The organism is Evansella cellulosilytica DSM 2522 (genome assembly GCF_000177235.2).
GTDB lineage: Bacteria > Bacillota > Bacilli > Bacillales > Salisediminibacteriaceae > Evansella > Evansella cellulosilytica.
In genome coordinates this window covers 4,038,837-4,059,077 of record NC_014829.1, presented here as the reverse complement: position 1 = coordinate 4,059,077, position 20,241 = coordinate 4,038,837, and the positions used below count along the sequence as shown (strand labels likewise).

Annotated in this window: 18 protein-coding genes; 14 read left to right on the top strand and 4 right to left on the bottom strand. The window is 36.6% G+C overall.

Translation table 11 applies throughout. The annotated features are described in order from the left end of the window. Window positions 1–397: 397 nt before the first annotated feature. From BCELL_RS18595 to BCELL_RS18585, 3 genes are all read right to left on the bottom strand, one after another. Window positions 398–805 (bottom strand): VOC family protein, encoded by a 408-nt coding sequence (locus BCELL_RS18595; RefSeq protein WP_013490328.1) that lies wholly within the window; start codon window positions 803–805, stop codon window positions 398–400. A 10-nt stretch (window positions 806–815) separates the two neighbouring features. After that, complete coding sequence (locus BCELL_RS18590) at window positions 816–1,760, bottom strand: aldo/keto reductase family protein (RefSeq protein WP_013490327.1); 945 nt, start codon at window positions 1,758–1,760, stop codon at window positions 816–818. A 319-nt stretch (window positions 1,761–2,079) separates the two neighbouring features. Beyond that, complete coding sequence (locus BCELL_RS18585) at window positions 2,080–3,963, bottom strand: FapA family protein (protein WP_013490326.1); 1,884 nt, start codon at window positions 3,961–3,963, stop codon at window positions 2,080–2,082. Between the two features lie 310 nt (window positions 3,964–4,273). Here BCELL_RS18585 and BCELL_RS18580 point away from each other — a divergent pair, with 310 nt between their 5' ends. Next, window positions 4,274–4,924, top strand: coding sequence for a hypothetical protein (locus BCELL_RS18580; protein ID WP_013490325.1), 651 nt, complete (start codon window positions 4,274–4,276; stop codon window positions 4,922–4,924). 125 nt (window positions 4,925–5,049) lie between these two features. Then, window positions 5,050–5,760 carry a nuclease-related domain-containing protein gene (locus BCELL_RS18575; protein ID WP_013490324.1) on the top strand — a complete coding sequence of 237 codons (711 nt, stop codon included), beginning with the start codon at window positions 5,050–5,052 and terminating at the stop codon, window positions 5,758–5,760. A 140-nt stretch (window positions 5,761–5,900) separates the two neighbouring features. Here BCELL_RS18575 and BCELL_RS18570 read toward each other — a convergent pair whose 3' ends face one another. Further along, the gene (locus BCELL_RS18570) at window positions 5,901–6,290 is read right to left on the bottom strand and encodes a zinc ribbon domain-containing protein (protein WP_013490323.1); all 390 of its coding nucleotides are present in this window, start codon (window positions 6,288–6,290) and stop codon (window positions 5,901–5,903) included. A 567-nt stretch (window positions 6,291–6,857) separates the two neighbouring features. On the opposite strand from BCELL_RS18570, the gene BCELL_RS18565 reads away from it, so the two are divergent. From BCELL_RS18565 to BCELL_RS18510, 12 genes are all read left to right on the top strand, one after another. After that, window positions 6,858–7,820 carry a sugar kinase gene (locus BCELL_RS18565; RefSeq protein WP_013490322.1) on the top strand — a complete coding sequence of 321 codons (963 nt, stop codon included), beginning with the start codon at window positions 6,858–6,860 and terminating at the stop codon, window positions 7,818–7,820. A 15-nt stretch (window positions 7,821–7,835) separates the two neighbouring features. Further along, window positions 7,836–8,477: a bifunctional 2-keto-4-hydroxyglutarate aldolase/2-keto-3-deoxy-6-phosphogluconate aldolase gene (locus BCELL_RS18560; protein WP_013490321.1), complete on the top strand. Its 642-nt coding sequence runs from the start codon at window positions 7,836–7,838 to the stop codon at window positions 8,475–8,477. Between the two features lie 60 nt (window positions 8,478–8,537). After that, window positions 8,538–9,650, top strand: coding sequence for a mannonate dehydratase (gene uxuA / locus BCELL_RS18555; protein ID WP_013490320.1), 1,113 nt, complete (start codon window positions 8,538–8,540; stop codon window positions 9,648–9,650). A 572-nt stretch (window positions 9,651–10,222) separates the two neighbouring features. Next, window positions 10,223–10,903, top strand: coding sequence for a FadR/GntR family transcriptional regulator (locus BCELL_RS18550; RefSeq protein ID WP_041808408.1), 681 nt, complete (start codon window positions 10,223–10,225; stop codon window positions 10,901–10,903). Between the two features lie 21 nt (window positions 10,904–10,924). After that, a complete protein-coding gene (locus BCELL_RS18545) occupies window positions 10,925–12,094 on the top strand; it encodes a pyridoxal phosphate-dependent aminotransferase (RefSeq protein ID WP_013490318.1) in 1,170 nt (389 codons plus the stop codon). A 57-nt stretch (window positions 12,095–12,151) separates the two neighbouring features. Next, the gene (locus tag BCELL_RS18540) at window positions 12,152–12,886 is read left to right on the top strand and encodes an aspartate/glutamate racemase family protein (RefSeq protein WP_013490317.1); all 735 of its coding nucleotides are present in this window, start codon (window positions 12,152–12,154) and stop codon (window positions 12,884–12,886) included. A 40-nt stretch (window positions 12,887–12,926) separates the two neighbouring features. Then, entirely contained in the window at window positions 12,927–13,931 is a 1,005-nt protein-coding gene (locus BCELL_RS18535) for a sugar ABC transporter substrate-binding protein (protein ID WP_013490316.1), read from the top strand. 69 nt (window positions 13,932–14,000) lie between these two features. Continuing rightward, on the top strand, window positions 14,001–15,509 hold the full coding sequence (locus tag BCELL_RS18530; RefSeq protein WP_013490315.1) for a sugar ABC transporter ATP-binding protein: 1,509 nt from the start codon (window positions 14,001–14,003) through the stop codon (window positions 15,507–15,509). A 34-nt stretch (window positions 15,510–15,543) separates the two neighbouring features. Next, window positions 15,544–16,521 carry an ABC transporter permease gene (locus tag BCELL_RS18525; RefSeq protein ID WP_013490314.1) on the top strand — a complete coding sequence of 326 codons (978 nt, stop codon included), beginning with the start codon at window positions 15,544–15,546 and terminating at the stop codon, window positions 16,519–16,521. 30 nt (window positions 16,522–16,551) lie between these two features. Next, complete coding sequence (locus BCELL_RS18520; protein ID WP_013490313.1) at window positions 16,552–17,916, top strand: dihydroorotase; 1,365 nt, start codon at window positions 16,552–16,554, stop codon at window positions 17,914–17,916. Between the two features lie 121 nt (window positions 17,917–18,037). Continuing rightward, the gene (locus BCELL_RS18515) at window positions 18,038–19,276 is read left to right on the top strand and encodes a M20 family metallo-hydrolase (protein WP_013490312.1); all 1,239 of its coding nucleotides are present in this window, start codon (window positions 18,038–18,040) and stop codon (window positions 19,274–19,276) included. Window positions 19,277–19,289: 13 nt separating this feature from the next. After that, the gene (locus BCELL_RS18510; RefSeq protein WP_013490311.1) at window positions 19,290–20,177 is read left to right on the top strand and encodes a dihydrodipicolinate synthase family protein; all 888 of its coding nucleotides are present in this window, start codon (window positions 19,290–19,292) and stop codon (window positions 20,175–20,177) included. Window positions 20,178–20,241: the final 64 nt, after the last annotated feature.

Here is a 20,241-nt window from a genome sequence, read left to right as displayed (position 1 = left end):
TTTCTCGTGTTATGAAATTTTCGTGTACAGTACTATTTCCATGCTACATGGTCATTCTCCTGCTTTTTTATCACTTCTTGTTTAAAAAGTGTCAGTATTTCTAATATTCAGTGAAAAAGAATAATCACTAAAAGAGGAGTATTCACAATATATGCTGTCTTTTCTTTGAGTAGAAGAAAATCTTACATCATTAAGCGAGCAGAACTTGGAAGGAAGTAAATCCATATCAAATCACAGAATGTCCTTCAAATAATTCTACCCCCACCCCAAAATGAAAAACTTCCCCTAACATCACAAATCCACTCCACCATAATGGAAAAACAGTCATTCCATCAAAACTTCAAAGCAGCAAAAAAACGTAGAGACATCATGCCTCTACGTCGGAAATGCAAACAATTTAGCAATTCATATGTGGTGAGCTTGGATCTAGCTGCATAAACTCGATTCGGTTTCCGTCTGGATCTTTTACCCAGCATTGATAGTTGTTATCTTTTCCTCTATTTGGCTCTACGTCTAGCGTGACGCCTTTAGACTTGAGGTGATCTGCGATTTCATGGATGTCGTTCACTTCAAGACATAAGTGGTTAAAACCAATTTTCTCATCAGCATACGGACTTGGAACTTCCCCGCCGTAAAATAATTCAATGAACTGTCCAGGTGCGACCTTTATATATTCAATCCATGGGTTCCCTTTGTCATCAGGAATATCAAATGCCCGTTGAAAACCTAGGAGGTCGCAATAAAAATGTAATGACTTTTCCATATTTTGAACCGTCAATGCTAAATGGCCGATACCTTTTATCATGGATACCCTCCTAGCTTAAAATAGCTTCGATTTTTTCTTGGACGTCAGAGGAAAGTGTAATTCCTGCTGCTTTCACATTCATTTCTACTTGCTCAGGTTTGCTTGCCCCGATTAAAGCACTCGCTACGTTTGGTTGTCTTAGTACCCATGCTAATGCAAGCTCAGGTAAGGAAATTCCGATTTCTTTGGCAACCCCTTCGAGTTGATCAACTTTCTTCAATACGTCTTCATTTAGCATGCCTGAAATGAACGTATTAATAGAATTGTTAGCAGCACGGCTATTGCTAGGCACTTTTCCACCGCTATATTTTCCTGTTAAAACCCCTTGTGCAAGTGGGGAGAATACGACTTGTCCAATTCCGTATTTTTCACTTACTGGAATAACTTCGTTTTCAATGTAGCGTTGGAACATGTTATATTGCGGTTGGTTAACGACGATGCGGTCTAGCAAATATTTGTCAGCAACACCAACTGCTTCTTCAATTTGAGCGGCACTCCACTCACTAACACCAGCGTAAAGAATTTTTCCTTGGCTTACTAAGTCATCAATCGCTCTTAACGTCTCCTCTACGGGTGTTTCAGGGTCATAGCGGTGGCAGTAAAAAATATCAACATAGTCAAGATTCATACGCTTTAAGCTGTTATTTACTTGTTCAATCACATGCTTTCTAGATAGACCTCGGTCATTTGGCCCTTCACCCATTGGCCAAAACGCCTTAGTTGTAATGATGTAGGAAGTGCGATCATAAGCCTTTAACGCTTGAGCCATGACACGCTCGCCTTCACCGCGTTCGTAAACGTTTGCAGAATCAAAAAAGTTAATGCCTAGTTCGTACGCTTTATGTATCGTTTTCTCGGCAATATTGTCCTCCACAGATTTACCGTATGTTAACCAGCTTCCTAAGCTTATTTCACTTACTTTTAGTCCAGTTTTACCTAATCTTCTATATTGCATCAGTAATACCTCCTAGTATGTTTTTAGAGCTTGTACTCGTATTGTATCCGAAACGAACTAGGAAAAAAAGTAGTGAAATGTTTTAAAGATATTCACGAATAATATAGTTACTATACTTTTCTATAGTAATAAACTGCACACAACAAGGAAGGGAAATCATCAAAGATGTCTCGAGAAAAGGAAGAGGAGGGCACTGGAAAAAGTTGATGTTAACCTTTTTCAGTGCCCTCAGGAAAAGGTTGTCGAGATTTCTCGCATAACCTTCAATGTATGGAGATAATTTACTGAATAAAACTTATTGCTCTCGTCCATAACAGTTCTACAAATAAAATGGGAGTCTTTGATTACTGTCTATACGCTCGTCATTTTCGTTGTAGCTAAGAGTAAGGTTATTCATTTGTTCATCGATATTGACCTTTTGTGTATGCATCGTTACATGAGCTTGATGTACTTCATTCATCTCTATTTTTTCCCCAGCATATAAATGAGGCGCTTTTCCAATTGTAGTTCCGACAATTCCGGCATGAATATTTTTCACGGCCTCGATCTTTCCGCCTCTAATAACAGATTTCTTGCTTTCAAAAATAATTTCAGAGCCAGAGAATAAAGTAGAGTTGATGACACCTTCTTTTTTGACGATGAGCTTACCGTTCGATTTAATTTGTGAATGGGAGGCTGAATAAAAAGTGATATCACTTTCTTCTAAAATTAAGCTTTCCATTTTTTGAATAAGCTCACGTAAAGACACTTGTGTACTATGAATCATATGCTCAGACTCAATCGATAATATAGATTGGAGAGAACTAAATTTTCTTAATGCGTTTGTTGTAATTTGTATATTTAACGTAAGGTCATTTTCCGCTTTTCTTATATCATTACTAATACGATAAAACTCCTCAACATTTTTCATTAAAGAAGGGAACTTAGATTCAATCAATGTAGAAACGATGTAACCAAAGCTATAATCAATATTCTTATTTGAAAGAACGTGCTTCACTTGAGAGAGTGCGTCGTTTAATTGCTTTAATGTAGAGGATATACTTTGGGAAACTTTGTACATTTCACTATAATACAGACCAAATTGACCAGCGCTTATTTTAGATTGCATAACGTTCCCGAAAATATAAATGTTCTGGGATGATATGAGTGTACTGTGGTAAACGCTTCCATAAATGAATAAAGAACCAGAGCACTCAATTTTCATATTATCCTTTACATGACCTCGTATGATGACATCGCCGTTAAAATGTATATTACCTGTAGACATATCTACATCGCCGTATACTTCGTGAACGTCTAGCACATCAAAGTATTTAACAGATGTTCCCGTCAACGAAGGGCGACCAGGTACGAGCGCTATTGCATTGCCATCGTCTGTTAATTTAACTTTCGGCTTTGCACGAGCGACAATTTCTTTAGGTGTATTTGGCTTTAACTCTTTTCCATAAACATCGTGTCCTGGCATCCCAGGCTTTGGTGGAATGATTTGTGCAATCACATCACCTGGTTCTACGGTAGGGATTTTCACTCTATTTTTAAAGTCGATCGTTCCTTTGACCTCTTCTAAAACCTCTTTAATGGATGTTGAGAAAAATTTTTTAATATATCCATCACTAGCAGGGATAACGGGTAAACCTTCTGCTATTGTAATTTCCTTAAAGGTTGGGGCGAGTATTTCATCAATGATAGCTGTTGTGTTAATTTCTATTCTTATATTTTTTTTATAAACATCTTCTACAATCTCAGAAACTACTTCCTCAAGGTTTAATTCTCGTGAAATCGGTTCGGCTTCAATGATGAATCGGTTCGAACGCTTCTTATTTTTTAAGCGATTTGTTTGATAGATCTCTGGATATATATATAAGTAAACGTATAGATGATCCTTGCTTATCGTCGTTTTGTATTCTACTTCTGGTGGAGTTTCCCAAGTAATTTCATCCTCTTCAAAAACAGCCTGCTCCTTTTTTAACAATTCACCATTAATATACACCTTCACTTTTTTGTTGGGAAAAAGACAGGGTTGTTTTCCATCCTGTTTAGGGTTGATGACAAATAGCTGATGATTTCGTACCTCAACGAAACCGTCTACGTCCAGTAGACTTTCTTCTATCACTTCAAGTTGTTCTTTTACACTCGTTTTTTCTGTAACGCTTGTATTACTTACCTTAATATTTTTTATAATTTCTGAAATATTATGAGACATGATGAGTTACACCCCCCAGGTTCTATTGTGGAAATACAAATTCGACAAAAATCTATCCGTTTTTTATTATTAGTGGGTAAAAATACCCACTATCATTACATATATTGTATTATAAAAAAATAGTAAAAACAACGACCGTAGCATGGTACTTTTTTATTGAAATTACTATTTTGATAGAGTTTAGTATAGTTTTTTAACGTCTAGTATTGATGTGAAAATGAGGATAAGGGACAATGGAGGGCAGCAGTAGATAATGTGAGGCGCTACCCGTATTTGGTAGTGCCAAAAATGAAAAAGGAAGGGTAGTTTGATGAGAAAGTTATTTTATGTTGGCGTCACTGTCTTATTTTTAATCGGGTGTAATCAAGAAGTGCAAGAAGAAAGTGCCGCACAAGACCATGAGGAACAAAATGAGGAACAAGATGAGCTAAGTGAAGAAATGAATCAGGGGAATCAGCAAGAAGAGGAATCCTCTGAAGCTGACAATAGTGAAAATGACGCCCCTGCAGAACAAGAAGCACCTGGAGATCTTGTGATTGGTGACATTTCTGGTGAGCAAGTAGTAGAATCGATTATCGTATACGACCGCGATACGTTACTAGAAGATGGCTTCGAAAGTGTTGTCACAATAACAGATCGAGCAGATATAGAGGCGATTGTTTCTATTCGTAATAGTTTCGAGGTTGTTGCAGCAGAAAGGTATGATGGAGAGGATTTTGAAAACATATTCGGAATGAGTGAGAGCATCCTTGACGGGGCTTATGAATTAACTTTTATAAAAGAAGGTGGTCCGATCTACTCAGTTTTATTGATCACGCATGACGGGAAGCTATTGTTTGAGCCGGCAATCGATGAGTTTCCGATAGATTTTGAAAACTTAGATCTTGATAGATTAACAACGTATTATCATAAAGAAGCAAATAGTAGTTATTTCGAAGCGCTAGTACCGTATTTACCTTAAAGAAAATTTCGTTAATCTGATCTTTTCTTTAGGTATTTTGTATTGTTTATGCATATGAGGGGTGTCTTTCTACCTAGAAATATGCCAAAATAATAGAAAGTATACATACATAAAGGAGAGCAGCTATGGCAGTGATACATAAAGGTGATAATGAGTTAAAGGGTAGGGCACAAAAGAATTTATTGTTGTCGATTGTGTTTACTATTCCAACCTTACTCTACATGTTCTTATTTTTTACACAAAGCTTTCATTTCCCTGGATTCTTTCACTTGTTGGCTATTGTCCCTGCTGCAATTGGTAGTTATTTTTGGCGGCAGTATGACAAATTACGGTCTGGTATTAAAGGAGAAGAGCGAACGACGAAAGCGTTGGCAAACCTACCAGATGGATATGAGGTATTTACTTCCGTTAAGATTGCTACAGGTGAAGGGCGCACGGAACTGGACCAACTCATTGTTGGTGAGAAGGGCATTTTTATTGTAGAGGTAAAAAACCATAATGGAAAAATTGTAGGACATGAGGAAGATCATTCTTGGGTGCAACATAAAGTTGGCCAAAAGGGTGGAAGATACACGTCAAATATGAAAAATCCTGTTAAGCAAGTAAGGAGACAAGTATACCTTCTTTCTCAATATTTGAAAGAAAACAAGAGTCAAGTTTGGATTGAAGGTGTTGTTTTATTTTCGAATCGAAGAGCAACTGTCAATGTGAGAACAGAGCGTACGCCGGTTTTCTCAGATCCAGATCAATTATCTTATTATTTATCTTCTTATCAACCAAAGAGAAAGCCTTCTACAGAACAATTAAACAAGGTGAAAAACTTATTAAAACGGTAAGAAAGCAATTGATGGCCACTGAAAAAGTGGTGTTCTTTCACTTTTTCAGTGGCCTCAAAGAACACGTCCTCTTCATGTAACTTCGTTAGCTTCGCACATGGCCATACGTCTATTCAATAGTAAAATATTGTGAGTTAACCTTATAAAAATGTAAAAAGTAATCCAAGGAACATTCCGAATACGGTACCAACAGCAGATAATACCATCATAATGATTCCGTGTGTGTCAGCTCCAGTTCTATATAATAATAGCCCCATGACAAATGCGCCGACGCCGAACAATGGTGGGATAAATAACAATGAAATGGCAAAAAATACCCAACCTAATACGATGTAAACGACCGCGTAGCTTTCTTGATTTGTTTGCTTAGCGGGGGGAGCAGGTGTTTCAGCCGAGGTGTTATTGTTTACAACTTTTGGCGTAGGAGAAATACCTGTATTTTCTTGTATCGGTGATTTCACTTTCGCTCCACACTTTACACAAAAATTACTACCTTCTCTCACTTTACTTCCACAACTAGAACAAAACATAACGTTCCTCCTATATTAGAAAAAATGATGATGTCATAATCTACTAAAATAATACCATTTATCATTCTTATTATATATATAATTGGTCCTTCATAGGGGGGAACTGAGATAAATTGAACCAATTTCATCATTAACTTTCAAAAAAATATTCTCTAATTAGAAAATTACTTGTTAACTAAACTTTTTTGTTGATTTGCACTTCAGGGTACTCGCTTGTCTCTTCCTCTTCTAGTTTCCCTCCATGCAATGAGCGTAGCCGTCGCAATCTTTAAAAAGCCTGATAGGAGTGGGTTTCTACTATCAGGCGAGCGTCGAGCGTAGCCATTGCAATACAAAATCCTTGCTTTTCCCGCAGGCGTCTCGTACCCTTTTGTTTCAATCAACAGTACTTTGAACAAAAACTCATAATTATGCTGCTACTTTCATGCTTTTAAACACTAGCTATAAGGGGCGATAATTATGAAAATGATTCAATTATGTAAAAAGTATGAAAATATGAAAAAATAATTGCTTCTTTAAGCGTTTTCAAAATAAACTAATAATAGTTGAAAGGAGTGTTTATATTATATGAAACAAAAAGATGTCATGACGATTGGAGATGCAATGATTACTTTCAACCCTGTATCTAAAGGGCCGATGAGATATAGTCAATCCTTCGAGAGAAAGGTTGGTGGAGCTGAACTTAACTTTGCAATTGGTTGTGCTCGCCTCGGTTTACAGACGGGATGGATTAGTCGGTTAGGTGCGGATGAATTCGGTCGCCACATTTTAAATTTTGTAAGAGGAGAAGGAATCGACGTCTCTGAAGTAAAACTAGTCAATGGTTATCCTACTTCGCTCAATTTTAAAGAAATATTAGAGGATGGTTCAGGAAGTACATATTATTATCGCTATCAATCCCCAACAACCGTTATAACGAAAGATGCTATAAACGAAGATTATATTAAAGCTTCAAAATTCCTTCATATTACTGGTGTTTTTGCTGCAATTGATAAAAAAAATCCTGGGATTTTAAAACATGCAGTAGCCCTCGCCAAAAAGCACGATGTGAAAGTATCGTTAGACCCAAATTTAAGATTAAAGCTATGGACATTAGAAGAAGCGAAAGAAACATTAATACAATTATTGCCTTTTGTTGATGTTGTTTTATGTGGAGAGGAGGAAGCAGAATTACTTTTTGGTGAAAAATATGTAGAGGAATATATTCATATTTTTAAAGAATATGGCATTAGAGATATTGTCATTAAACAAGGAGAAAAAGGTGCGACAGCCTTTCGCGCGGAGGAAGGCAAAATACTTTATGGACGCCCGATAAAGGCGAAGATCGTTGTAGACACGGTAGGTGCTGGAGATGGCTTCAATGCTGGATACATATACTCGTTGTTAAATGGAAAAACGTTAGAGGAGTCTTTAAAAATAGCAAACACAATTGGATCGATGGTTGTTGCAGTATCTGGTGACAACGAAGGACTGCCGTATTTAGAGGATGTTGCTATAGCGTTAGGAGAGAAGAAAAAAATAGAGAGATAGTGAGGAGGAAAAATGATGTTTCAAAGCTATGAAACGCTGCAAAAGCTAGTTGCAGCAAAGGTAACTGCCGTCGTTAGAGGAGATAGCTATGAAGAGGCAGAAACAATAGCAAACGCTTGCGTCGAAGGGGGAATTTCCTCTATAGAAATTACTTTTACAACACCGAATGCGGGAAGCTTAATAGCCCATTTAAAAGCACAGCAAAAGGAGATTACAGTTGGTGCAGGTAGTGTGCTTGATGCAGAAACTGCAAGGTTTGCGATTCTTCAAGGTGCAGAATATGTTGTTTCGCCTTGCTTTGATGAGGAAACCGCAAAGCTATGCAACACATACCACATTCCATACATACCAGGTTGTATGACAATTAAAGAAATAAAAGAGGCAATACAGTTTGGTGTAGCACTGATTAAGCTTTTTCCAGGTAACAATTTTTCTCCAGCTATGATTCAAGCTGTTAAAGGGCCACTACCAAAAGTTGAGATGATGCCAACAGGTGGAGTGAACATGAACAACGTTCAGGAGTGGTTTGAAAATGGTGCTGCAGCAGTTGGTGTCGGTAGTGATTGGAATAGGGCACTTCGAGCAGCAGGACCAAAGGGTGTTGTCGAAGCGGCTGAAAGCTACATGGACATTCTCGTAAACTATGCAACAACATGAAAAATGTGACGTGCGATAAAGTAATAAAAAAATTCTATCTTGGAAGGGTGTGTTTCACTAATGAAAATGGTATTTCGATGGTTCGGAGAAGATAACGATCACGTGCAATTACGAGATATTAAACAAATTCCAGGAACAGAAGGAATTGTTTGGTCACTTCATCATGTGCCGGCAGGGGAAGAATGGATGATGGAAGACATTCTAGCGGTGAAGGAACAAGCAGAGGCACATGGCTTACATATCGATGTTGTAGAAAGTGTGAATGTGCATGAGGATATAAAGCTAGGACTTCCAACGAGGGATAAGTACATTGAAAACTATAAAACAACCATTGGCAAGCTAGCGAGGGCAGGGGTAAAGGTCATCTGCTACAACTTTATGCCTATTTTTGATTGGTTACGTACGGATTTAGCAAAGGAGCTAGAAGATGGATCTACTGCTTTATTTTACGAAGGCTCACAAATAGAAAACATTGATCCTTTTGATTTAGTAAAGGAAATTGCCGAGAACTCGGACAGGACGATGCCAGGTTGGGAGCCAGAACGACTTGCCCACTTGACGAAGCTATTTGAAGCATATAAAGGAGTTACGGAAGAAGATCTTTGGGAGAACTTAACTTACTTTTTAGAAGAGATCATTCCCGTTGCAGAGCAGCACGACATAAAGATGGCTATCCACCCCGACGATCCACCTTGGTCTGTTTTCGGACTGCCACGGATCATAACAAATAAAGAAAATTTACAGCGCTTTTTAAACGTAGTCGATAGCCCGTATAATGGACTAACCCTTTGTAGTGGTTCATTAGGAGCGAACCCGAATAATGATGTTGCTGATATGGTCAAATCCTTTGCAGAGAGAATTCATTTTGCACATATACGCAATGTAAAAATATATGATAACGGTGATTTTATTGAAACATCTCACCGAACTGAGGACGGCTCCGTAGATATTTATAACATCGTAAAAGCCTACCACGATATAGGCTTTACAGGCTATGTACGACCTGACCACGGAAGGCACATATGGAATGAGCAATGTCGCCCAGGCTACGGCCTTTACGACCGAGCACTCGGTATCATGTATTTGTGGGGGATTTGGGATTCGCTTGTTAGACAATCAAATAGTACCGAAGCAATTCAATTGAAAGTGATGAATCAAGCAGCTGATAAGTAATATATAAACAGCCTTATGAGGGGATATTTCCATTAAGGCTGTTTATTTATATGAGAGGAGATCTTACAAGTAACACTTTTAATAACTTCTACAATGTTCAACTGTAAGGTTTTATCACAGAGAAATTTCCTGAATTTTATTTTTATAATATATTTAATTTTTCGGAATATTACCAATTCAATTAGGTGTTCAAGGTTATTAAATGATATCAGTATACTAACTTATATCTAGGTGTAGAAAAAAACTATTTTTTCATATTGTTAATTAAAAGTGTGTATCCTATAATACGATCTATAAGAAAATCATATTGTCAGACAACGTGATAAACTTCGATACTTCACCTAGAATTCATACAAAAAAAACTCTTCAGTTAAGTCGCACTAACTGCGAACATCAAGTCAAAATGTATCCAACTACCAAACATTAGTCCTATCACTTTCTTATTTAAAAAAGGCAGGTGACAATAAAAAAACTAAATAAGTAAAGTGGTATAATTATTTTGAAAAGTACAATAGCTATACAAAAGTTTAATAGTATAGCGAAAAAATAGGATTAATAGCGGGGTGTTAATAGTGTTACAAAAAATTACGACTTTAACAGCAAAGGAAGAAGTGATTAAGCAGCTTATTACACTAATTAAAGATGGGAAGTTAAAGCCTGGAGACAAGCTTCCTAATGAAAAAGAACTAATGGAAAAATTAAGTGTTGGTAGATCAACAATTAGGGAAGCTAAGCAAGTGTTAATTTCAAAAAATATTCTTGAAAGTTATCCAGGAAAGGGAACGTTTATTAAGGATTTAGAGTTTGATGTTATTTTAGATGAAGATGTACTAGATGCGATATTAAAAGAAGATGATGTTCTTTATTCTTTGTATGAGGCAAGAGAGATTATTGATATAGAGACTGCTGTTCTCGCAGCACAGCGAGCTACAGATGATGATATTAGTAAAATCACTCATGCACTTCAGTTAATGAAAGAAGCTATGGATGAAGATGAATTGTTTGAACAAGGGTTGCATTTTCATATGGCCATTTGTAAAGCATCTCATAATCCAATTTTAATAAGATTATATTACTTAATTTTAAAGCTTTTAAGAAAAAATCAGTACTCTAAATATGTTATCAATATGCAGGATGAAATAAGAATACATGAAGATATAGTCATTGCCCTCAAAGAAAAATGTGTCAATAAAACTAGAGAGGCAGTGAATGCTCATTTCAATTATGTTAGAGAATCGTCAAAGGAAAATTGATATATTCGTTAGGGGGTATATATGAAAGCATTATCTATTAGTAGAAATGATCTTCCACGCTCAGGAATCCGAGAAATAATGGACGTCTCTTCAACTATGAAAGATGTCATTCATCTAGAGGTAGGGGAACCGAATGAAGATACTCCTCAAAATATAAGGATTGCTGCAACTGAAGCAATGAATTCAGGATTTACACATTATACACCTAATGCTGGCCTACCATCATTAAGGACATCGATTGTAAAACATGTATACGATAAATATGAAATAGTTGCTGACCCTTCACAAGTGATCATTACACCGGGGGCTGTAACAGCAATTGCAGTAGCGTTGCTTGCATTAGTAGATGCAGGAGAAGAAGTGCTCATTCCAGATCCCGGATGGCCAAATTATGAGCAAATGTTAATAAGTCAAGGAGCAGTTCCTGTTAGGTATCCATTAATACCGCAAAACGAGTTTTCTCCTAATTTTGATAAACTTGAACAATTAGTTTCTTCAAAAACAAAAGCAATTATTATTAATAGTCCTGGGAATCCAACTGGGGGAGTCCTAAATGAATATGTTCTAAAGAAAGTGTTAAGTTTTGCCTCAAAACAAGATCTATATGTCATTTCAGACGAAGTATATGATGGGATAGTTTTTGAGACAAAACATGTTTGTCCTTTTTCTTTAGATAATGAAGATCGAGTAATCAGTATTTTTGGCTTTTCTAAAAATTATGCAATGACGGGCTGGCGAGTTGGCTATGCAATTGCTCCACCACATATTGCGCCATTAATGACTAAATTGTTAGAACCACTCGTTTCATGCGCATCATCGGTATCACAAAAGGCTGCAGAAGAAGCAATTAATGGACCACAAGATTTCGTAACGAATATGAGGGAAATATATAGAAGTAGAAAAGACAAAGTAACAGCAATGTTTTCTGATGCTGGAGTAAAGGTATTTGAACCAAAAGGTGCCTTCTATATGTTGATAGATGTTTCTAATATAAATATCAATCGTGATGAAGTTGCAATTCAATTATTAAATGAAGATAAGGTTGCCGTAGCCCCTGGCATAACATTTGGTCCATCAACTAAAGAAATGATAAGAATATCACTTGCAACAGAAGAAAGGGATTTAATAGAAGGCGTAAAAAGAATTTGTCGATTTATTAAAAGACATCGCATAGAGGGAGTTTCTTTATGATCATATTGTCAGACAATCTGACTATGTGATGTAATCTAACAAGTAGAGAGGTGAAAAATGAAAATAAAAATTATAAACCCTAACACTACTGAAACAATGACTAAAAATATCGAGTTAGCAGGTCAAAAGTTTGCAAGAAGTGATTCAGAAGTGTATGCAGTTAGTCCAAGTATGGGGCCAGAAAGTATTGAATCGTTTTATGACGATTATTTATGTATACCTGGTGTCCTAGAAGAGGTCATAAAGGGTGATAAAGAGGAAGACGTAGATGCATTTGTGATTGCCTGTTTTGGTGATCCTGGCCTTTGGGCAGCTAGGGAAGTGACATCAAAGCCGGTAGTTGGAATTGCTGAGGCAGCTATTGCTACAGCAAAGTTATTGTCACCGAACTTTTCTATTGTCACTCCACTTCATAGATCAAGAAAGATTACAGAAGAAGTACTTCATATGCACGGAGCAGAAAGGTTTTGTCGTTCCATCCGTACAACTGATTTAACCGTGTTAGATTTTGATAAAGATTTAAAGAAAGGACTCGATGTATTGGCATTAACAAGTAAAGCAGCTGTTGAGCAAGATCGTGCTGAATGTATATTACTTGGATGTGCTGGCTTTGTCACATTTGTAGAACAATTGCAAATGGATTTAGGAGTTCCTGTATTAGATGGTGTTAGTCCAGCGGTAAAGTTGGCAGAGGCGCTAGTAGATATGGGTTGCAAAACTAGTAAATCGCTAACGTATAGTTTTCCAGAAAAAAAATCTATTAAAGGATTTTCTCAGATATTACAGCCTTAAAGCTGTTTTATACAAAATTAAACTTAAAGGGGAAATGGATATGTTTAAAAGATTTGGAATTTTGGCAATTTTCATTACTTTTGTTTTCGTGATAATGATAGGGTGTAGTTCAGAGTCTCCTGTTGAAGGGCAATCTGATGATACTACTGACGAACAAAACGAGGAACAAAGCGAATCGTCAGAGGCATCAGCATCTGGAGAACAATTAACGATAGGGGTTAGTATTAATGCTTTAGCAAATATCCATAATCGCCATATGTTTGAGTATATTGAGGAAGAAATTGAAGCGGCTGGTCATAATGCGGTAATGGTAAATGCAAATGGACATGCAGTTCAACAAGTAAATGACATTGAAAACTTAATTTCACAAGGGGTTGATGTCATCGTCGTACAAAATGGAGATACAGATGCACTGACAAATGTAGTTCAAGAAGCTGTAGATGCAGGGATACCTGTTATTAGTCAAGAATCAGGTTGGATACCTGGCACGTCAGCCATGTTTGCGATGAATGATTTTGCAGTAGCGTCAGAATTATATATGATGCTTGCTGGTGAAATGGGATATGAAGGGGAAATTATAACAATTAACCATAATGATCACCCAGCTATTCGTGCAAGAAGAAATATTCAAGATGCAGTTTTAAGAGAATACCCACTCATCGAAAATGTGAACACAGTTACTTCTGGATTTCCAGGTACAGTTGAAATTGCTTATAGCGGTGTAGAAAGTGCACTACTTGCAAATCCAAATGTTAAAGCAATATGGGCAACCTTCGACCTTGAAGCAATTGGTGCAGCTCAAGCTGTTCAAGCAGCAGGTCGAGACGACATTCTAATTGTTGGGGTTGATGGAGAAGAAGAAGCCTTAGAAATGATTAGAGATGGTGGACCTATTATTGCGACTGTAGTAGGTGATTTGAGAGCAACTTGTATTGAAGTAGTCGAGGTAGCGGAGAAGTTGGCAAGTGGAGCAGAGACATTAAGTTTCTATTCTATCCCTTATGAAATTGTAACAGAAGATAATGTTGCTAAATATTTAGATTAATAGAAAATCCCTACATAATGATCAAAATCATTATGTAGGGAAATTCAACAAGGGAGATGAACAGTACCTATGAAACGAGATAATAATATCATAGAAATGAGAAATGTAAGTAAACGTTTCGGTGGAACAAAAGCGCTAGACAATGTCAATTTTTCAGTAGAAAAAGGTAGTATCCATGCTTTGTTAGGTGAAAACGGCGCAGGTAAATCAACTTTGATGAAAATTTTAAGCGGAGTATACAGTAAAGATGATGGTCAAATCTTCTTAGATGGAGAGGAAGTAAATATTCAAAGTTATTCTCATTCTCAAACAATAGGGATTGCACTAGTCCCACAGGAACTAAGTTTAGTCCAGTATTTTACTGTAGGTGAAAATATCTTTTTAGGAAGAGAGCCTAAATACAAAGGAACAAATTTAATAAATTGGAAAAAGCTTTATAAAGATACAGAAACGCTACTTAAAGACTTAAATATCAAACTAAGTGCTAAAACGGTAGTAAACGATTTAAGTGTATCTGAACAACAGATGGTAATTATAGCAAAGGTTTTATCTTTAAACGCAAAAGTAATTATCATGGACGAACCAACAGCTAGGTTAGGACATCAGGAGGTGGAAAAATTACTAGATTATGTCAAATATCTGAAGTCTGAAGGGATTTCAATTATATATATATCTCATCACCTTGAGGAAATCTATAAAGTTTGTGATGAAATAACAGTTCTTCGTGATGGAAAAACAGTAGGTACGAAAAAGACTACAGAGGTAAAAATAGAGGAACTCATTAACCTGATGGTAAACCGAGAATTTAGTAGTGCAATAAAAAAAGTATCTAATGAACAAACAAATACTGATAAGAATGAAGAAGTATTACGTGTTGAAAACCTCTCAAATGCGAGGGTAAAAGATATTAATTTTTCTGTTGGACGTGGTGAAATTCTAGGAATCTCAGGATTAGTTGGTGCTGGGCGAACTGAAATGGTAAGGGCATTATTAGGAATAGACAAAAGGAATAGCGGCGATATTTTCCTTGAAGGAAAGAAAATTAAACTGAACGATATGAGTGATGCCGTTGATGCTGGGCTTGTTTTAGTTCCAGAGGAAAGAAGAAAGCAAGGAGTTGTTTTAGACTTATCAATTAGATCGAATATATCATTAGGCAACCTTAGTAGTTTTTGCGTTGGTCCATTCTTAAATCAAAAAAAGGAACGTCAAGTAGCGAAAGATCTTATAAAAAAACTACGGGTACGAACAGGAAGTGCTGAGCAGTTAGTTTCAAACTTAAGTGGAGGTAATCAGCAAAAGGTCGTCCTAGCAAAGTGGATGAGTAGACCTGTAAAGGTGTTTATTCTGGACGAACCGACGAGAGGGATTGACGTTGGATCAAAAGGGGAGATTTATCAATTGATTAATGACCTAGCTAAAGAGGGTACTGCTGTAGTTATGATTTCTTCTGAAATACCAGAAATTCAAGCCGTCTGTGATAGGGTGCTTGTTATGAAAGAGGGAAAAATTACAGGCGAACTCACTAGTGAAGAGTTAGAAGCAGACAAAATTCTATCTTATGCAATAGAAGGTTGATCATTTAGAAGAAATAATAGGGAGGTCATTATGAATGAGTACAAATGTAGAAACTAGTAGAACGAGTAAATTTAATTTTGATGTATCTAAGTTTTTTAAGGTATACGGAACACTAATAGGTTTTATTATTCTGTGTATTATTTTTTCAATATTAAGTCCGGTTTTCGCTACTGTAAATAATGGTTTAACTGTGTTACGACAAATAGCAATGCTATCGATTATGGGTGCTGGACTAACTGCGGTTATGGTAACGAAAAGAATCGACTTATCCATTGGTTATGTTTGTAGCGCTTTAGGGGTTTTTGCCGCTGCATTAATGGTTAATGGTGTTCCTATATGGATAGCTATCATCATGACTATAATAGTAGGTGCAATTATTGGCGTAGTAAATGGTTTCTTCGTTGCTTATATAGGTATTCCAGATTTTGTTGGAACTTTAGCAGTAGGATTCCTTGTTTCAGGTATAAACCAAGCATATACAAACGGCCATCCCATTTCTGGATTACCAGGAGGATTTAGAGCAATCGGCCAGTGGTATTTATTTGGTATTCCAATGCCAATTTTTATCATGCTAGCTTTTATGGCATTTATTTATTTTTTCTTATACCACTCTAAAAATGGAAGATATATTCATGCCATCGGAGGTAATGAGGAAGCAACAATGCTTTCTGGCGTTAACACCAAAAGAAATCTTATGTTGTCATATGTCATTTGTGGAATAGGTTTGGCTGTTACAGCAGTAGTACTAACCGCACGATTAGGCGCTGCTCATCCATTAGCAGGAGATGGATTACTGTTAGATGCGATTGCCTGTGTTTTTCTTGGAGCAACTGCTTTTAGAAATGGAGAACCTAATTTAGCTGGTACGTTTGTAGGTGCATTAATTATCGGGGTTTTAGGAAACGGATTAACCTTATTAAATGTTCCGTATTATTACCAAGACATTGCAAAAGGATTAATCATTATTTTAGCTGTTGCGATTACGTCTTATCAGCGCATTAAGAAATCGTAAATTTAAATATATTATAGAGGAGCGATTAGTATGACAGTAGATACAATTTTAACTGGAAAAGTGGTAAGTCCTCACGGTGTTTATGATAGAACGTCAATTGCAGTAAAAGATGGAAAAATTGTAAGTATCGGTGATAAATCTACAATGCCACCAGCCGAAGAAGAAGTAGATTATGGTGATCTACTTATTTTACCAGGAGCTGTAGATACTCATACACATTCATTAGGAACTGCGGAAGAAGGTCATTGGAATTCTACATCTGCAGCAGCTGCTGGAGGAGTGACAACTATAAATGATCACCCATTAGATTTAGGTGGTGCTCCTAGTAGTTCTGATGACATCTATACTAAAGCTGAAAAAACGGCAAAAGAGGCAATTGTAGACTTTTCACTATTAGCAGCTGGATTGCCAGAAAAAATGGATAATATCATTGAAGTGGCTGATAAAGGCGTTACAGGATATAAAATGCTAATGCATACTACATCTGGTGCGCATGCATATGGAATGAGAGCGGTAGATGACGGTGAATTATATGCTATGTTTGAAAGAATTGCTAAGGTGAACCAGGTGGGAATGGTCCATGCAGAAAATGAATGGGTAATAAATTATTTAGTTGATAAGTATACAAAGGAAGGCAAAACGTATTTAGCTGCACATCATGAAACAAGACCAGAATTTACAGAAGTTGTTTCTGTTCATACAGCTATCGAGTTTGCTCGAGCTTTGGATATGCGTCTCCATATTGTACATGTAAGTGTTCCACGGTCTTTTGATTTAATTATGCAAGCTAGAGCTGAAGGTGTAAAGGTTACTGGAGAAACTTGTCCACACTATTTAATTAGTAATGAGGACCATTGGAAAAAAGTAGGGTCACATTTTAAAATTAACCCGCCACTTCGTAGTGAAGATAGCAGGCAAGGTTTATGGAAGAAAATCCGCGAGGGGAAAATACATATGGTGTCTTCTGACCATGCACCACACCCAGGTGTGGAAGCACCAAATGTCTTCGATAATCCGTCAGGGAGCCCAGGTATAGAGACAATGGTTCCGTTAGTGTTTCATGAAGGTGTTCACAAAGGAAACATAGATCTCCCGACATTTGCAAAATTAATGTCATATAACCCTGCTAAGTTAATGGGTTTATACCCACAAAAGGGAAGTATAGAAGTAGGTTGTGATGCAGACTTTGCCATCATTGATGATAAAAAAGAGTGGAATATAGAAGCGAAAAACCTTCGCGCACAATCAGGATGGTCTATGTTTGAAGGCATGAATATTACAGGGAAGGTGTTAGCAACTTTTGTGAGAGGAACTAAAGTATATCAGGAAGGTGAAGTAATCGGAGAGAAAGGCTACGGTAAGTGGGTCAAGAAAACTAGAAATTATGATTTATAGAAGTCATTTTTTGTGTATCATTGCCTTATAAAAAAAGATATATTACTGCAGTATTGATAGTTTTACTATCAAGCTGCAGTTATTATTTCATATACCTTCGACTTTACTAAGGGGGATTGAGATGGAAATTAATACTAAGAGAGTATGGGAGAGAATACATCAATTATCATGTATTGGAGCAACGAAACATGGAGGAGTTAGCCGTTTCGCTTTCTCGTTAGAGGATCGGCAGGCTACAGATTTAGTTATAAAGTGGATGAAAGAAGCTAATTTGCATGTAACGAGTGATTCTTTAGGAAATGTATACGGTCGTCGTAAAGGAAAGAGGGAAGGTCCTCCAGTATTAGCAGGATCACATCTAGATACAGTTCCAAATGGAGGGAAATTTGATGGGGTTGCTGGTGTCATAGCAGCCTTAGAGGTACTACAAGTATTTGAGGAAAATGATATTATAACCGATCTACCAATAGAAATGGTGATATTTGTAAATGAAGAGGGGAGTAGGTTTGCAGGTGGATTAATGGGGAGTATGGGGATAGCGGGAAGGTTAGACAATAGCATCGTTGATTCGTTAATAGATAATGAAGGAGTGATTTTACGAGATGCGATGAAATCGTTTGGTGCAAAACCCGATGAAATTCATGAAGCAGTACGTACGAAAGGGGATTACACAGCATTTTTTGAACTACATATTGAGCAAGGTGAAGTGCTAGAAAGTCAGGATATTCCAGTAGGGATAGTGAATGGTATCGCAGGTCCCTATCAGATGAAGGTAAGTATTTACGGAAGATCAGGTCATGCAGGGGCAACACCTATGGGGTTAAGGAAAGACCCTATGGTTGCTGCCGGAATGGTTATTCAAGAAGTGGAAAGGTCTGCTTTAGAGGAAGGAAAGACAATTCGTGGAACAGTAGGTTTTATAAAGGCGTATCCTGGAGGACATAATGTTATACCTGAAAAGGTAGAATTCACTTTAGACTATCGTGATATTAACCCTCAAAATAGAATAAAAGCGGTTAATAGAATAAAAGATTATATAGACGATATTTGTGAAAATAGAAGCCTAAAGTACGATATTATTACAACCCAAAATACACAACCCATTTTATTAAATGAAAATATAGTGTCTCTAATGGAAAGTTCAGCTCATGAATATAACATACCAGCATTCATTATGCCAAGTGGTGCTGCACATGATGCGATGAATTTACATGCTTTATGTCCAACTGGAATGATATTTATTCGTAGTAAAAACGGATTGAGCCATTGTCCTGAAGAATACTCTACTGAAGAAGATGTAGCGCTGGGTACCAAATTATTGTTAAGTACTATTCAAAAATCTGCCGATGGATATTTATAAAAGGGGTGAACCGATGTTTAAAGGTATATATACACCACTGGTAACACTGTTTAACGAAAATGGAGAGATTGATTATGAAGCAAATAAAATGCTAATTAATGATTTAATTGAGCAAGACATTGATGGAATTGTATTGCTAGGCACAATTGGTGAGTTTATGCATTTAACTCTTAGCGAAAAAATTGCATATACAAAGGAAATAAAAGATTTCGTAGGTACAAGGACAAAGGTTATCGTCGGTACAGGGGATAACAATGTCGCAGATGTGGTTAAATTTAATCAAGTTGCTGACAGCATTGGTATTGATGCCTGTATGGTTATATCTCCATTCTTTCTAGGACAAACAGAAGAAAGTCTATTAAATTATTACAGCACTATATTGGATCAATCTTCTATACCTATCATTTTGTATAATTTTCCTGAACGTACCTCATCAAACTTATCAATAGAATTAGTGAAAAAGCTAGCTATAAAATATAATCATTTAGTTGGAATAAAAGATACGGTGAGTAACTTTTCAAACACGAGAAAATACATTCAAGAAATTAAAACAGTTAGGAAGGACTTTTCAGTGTTGTCTGGATTGGATGAATTTTTAATTCCAAACTTACTTTCTGGAGGTGATGGAATAATCGGGGGTACAACTAATTTTAACCCAAGCTTATATTTACAGACTTATCGTGCATTTCAAGAAAAGGACTTTAATAAGTTATTTGAAAATCAACAGAAAATAAACCAAATTGTAAAAATATATGATTGCATAGATTCGTTTATCGTTGCTATGAAAACGGCTGTAAAAATTACTTATAGTCATGATATAAGTGTAGACTTAAGGTATTCTAAAAATACTTTAACTGATGAGAATATCAAGGACATTAAAAAGATAATTTCGGTTTCGTAAAAAAAGAGGTGGCCATTGGATGTATAATCTCCTGACCACCTCATTGTTACTTCACTATTACAGT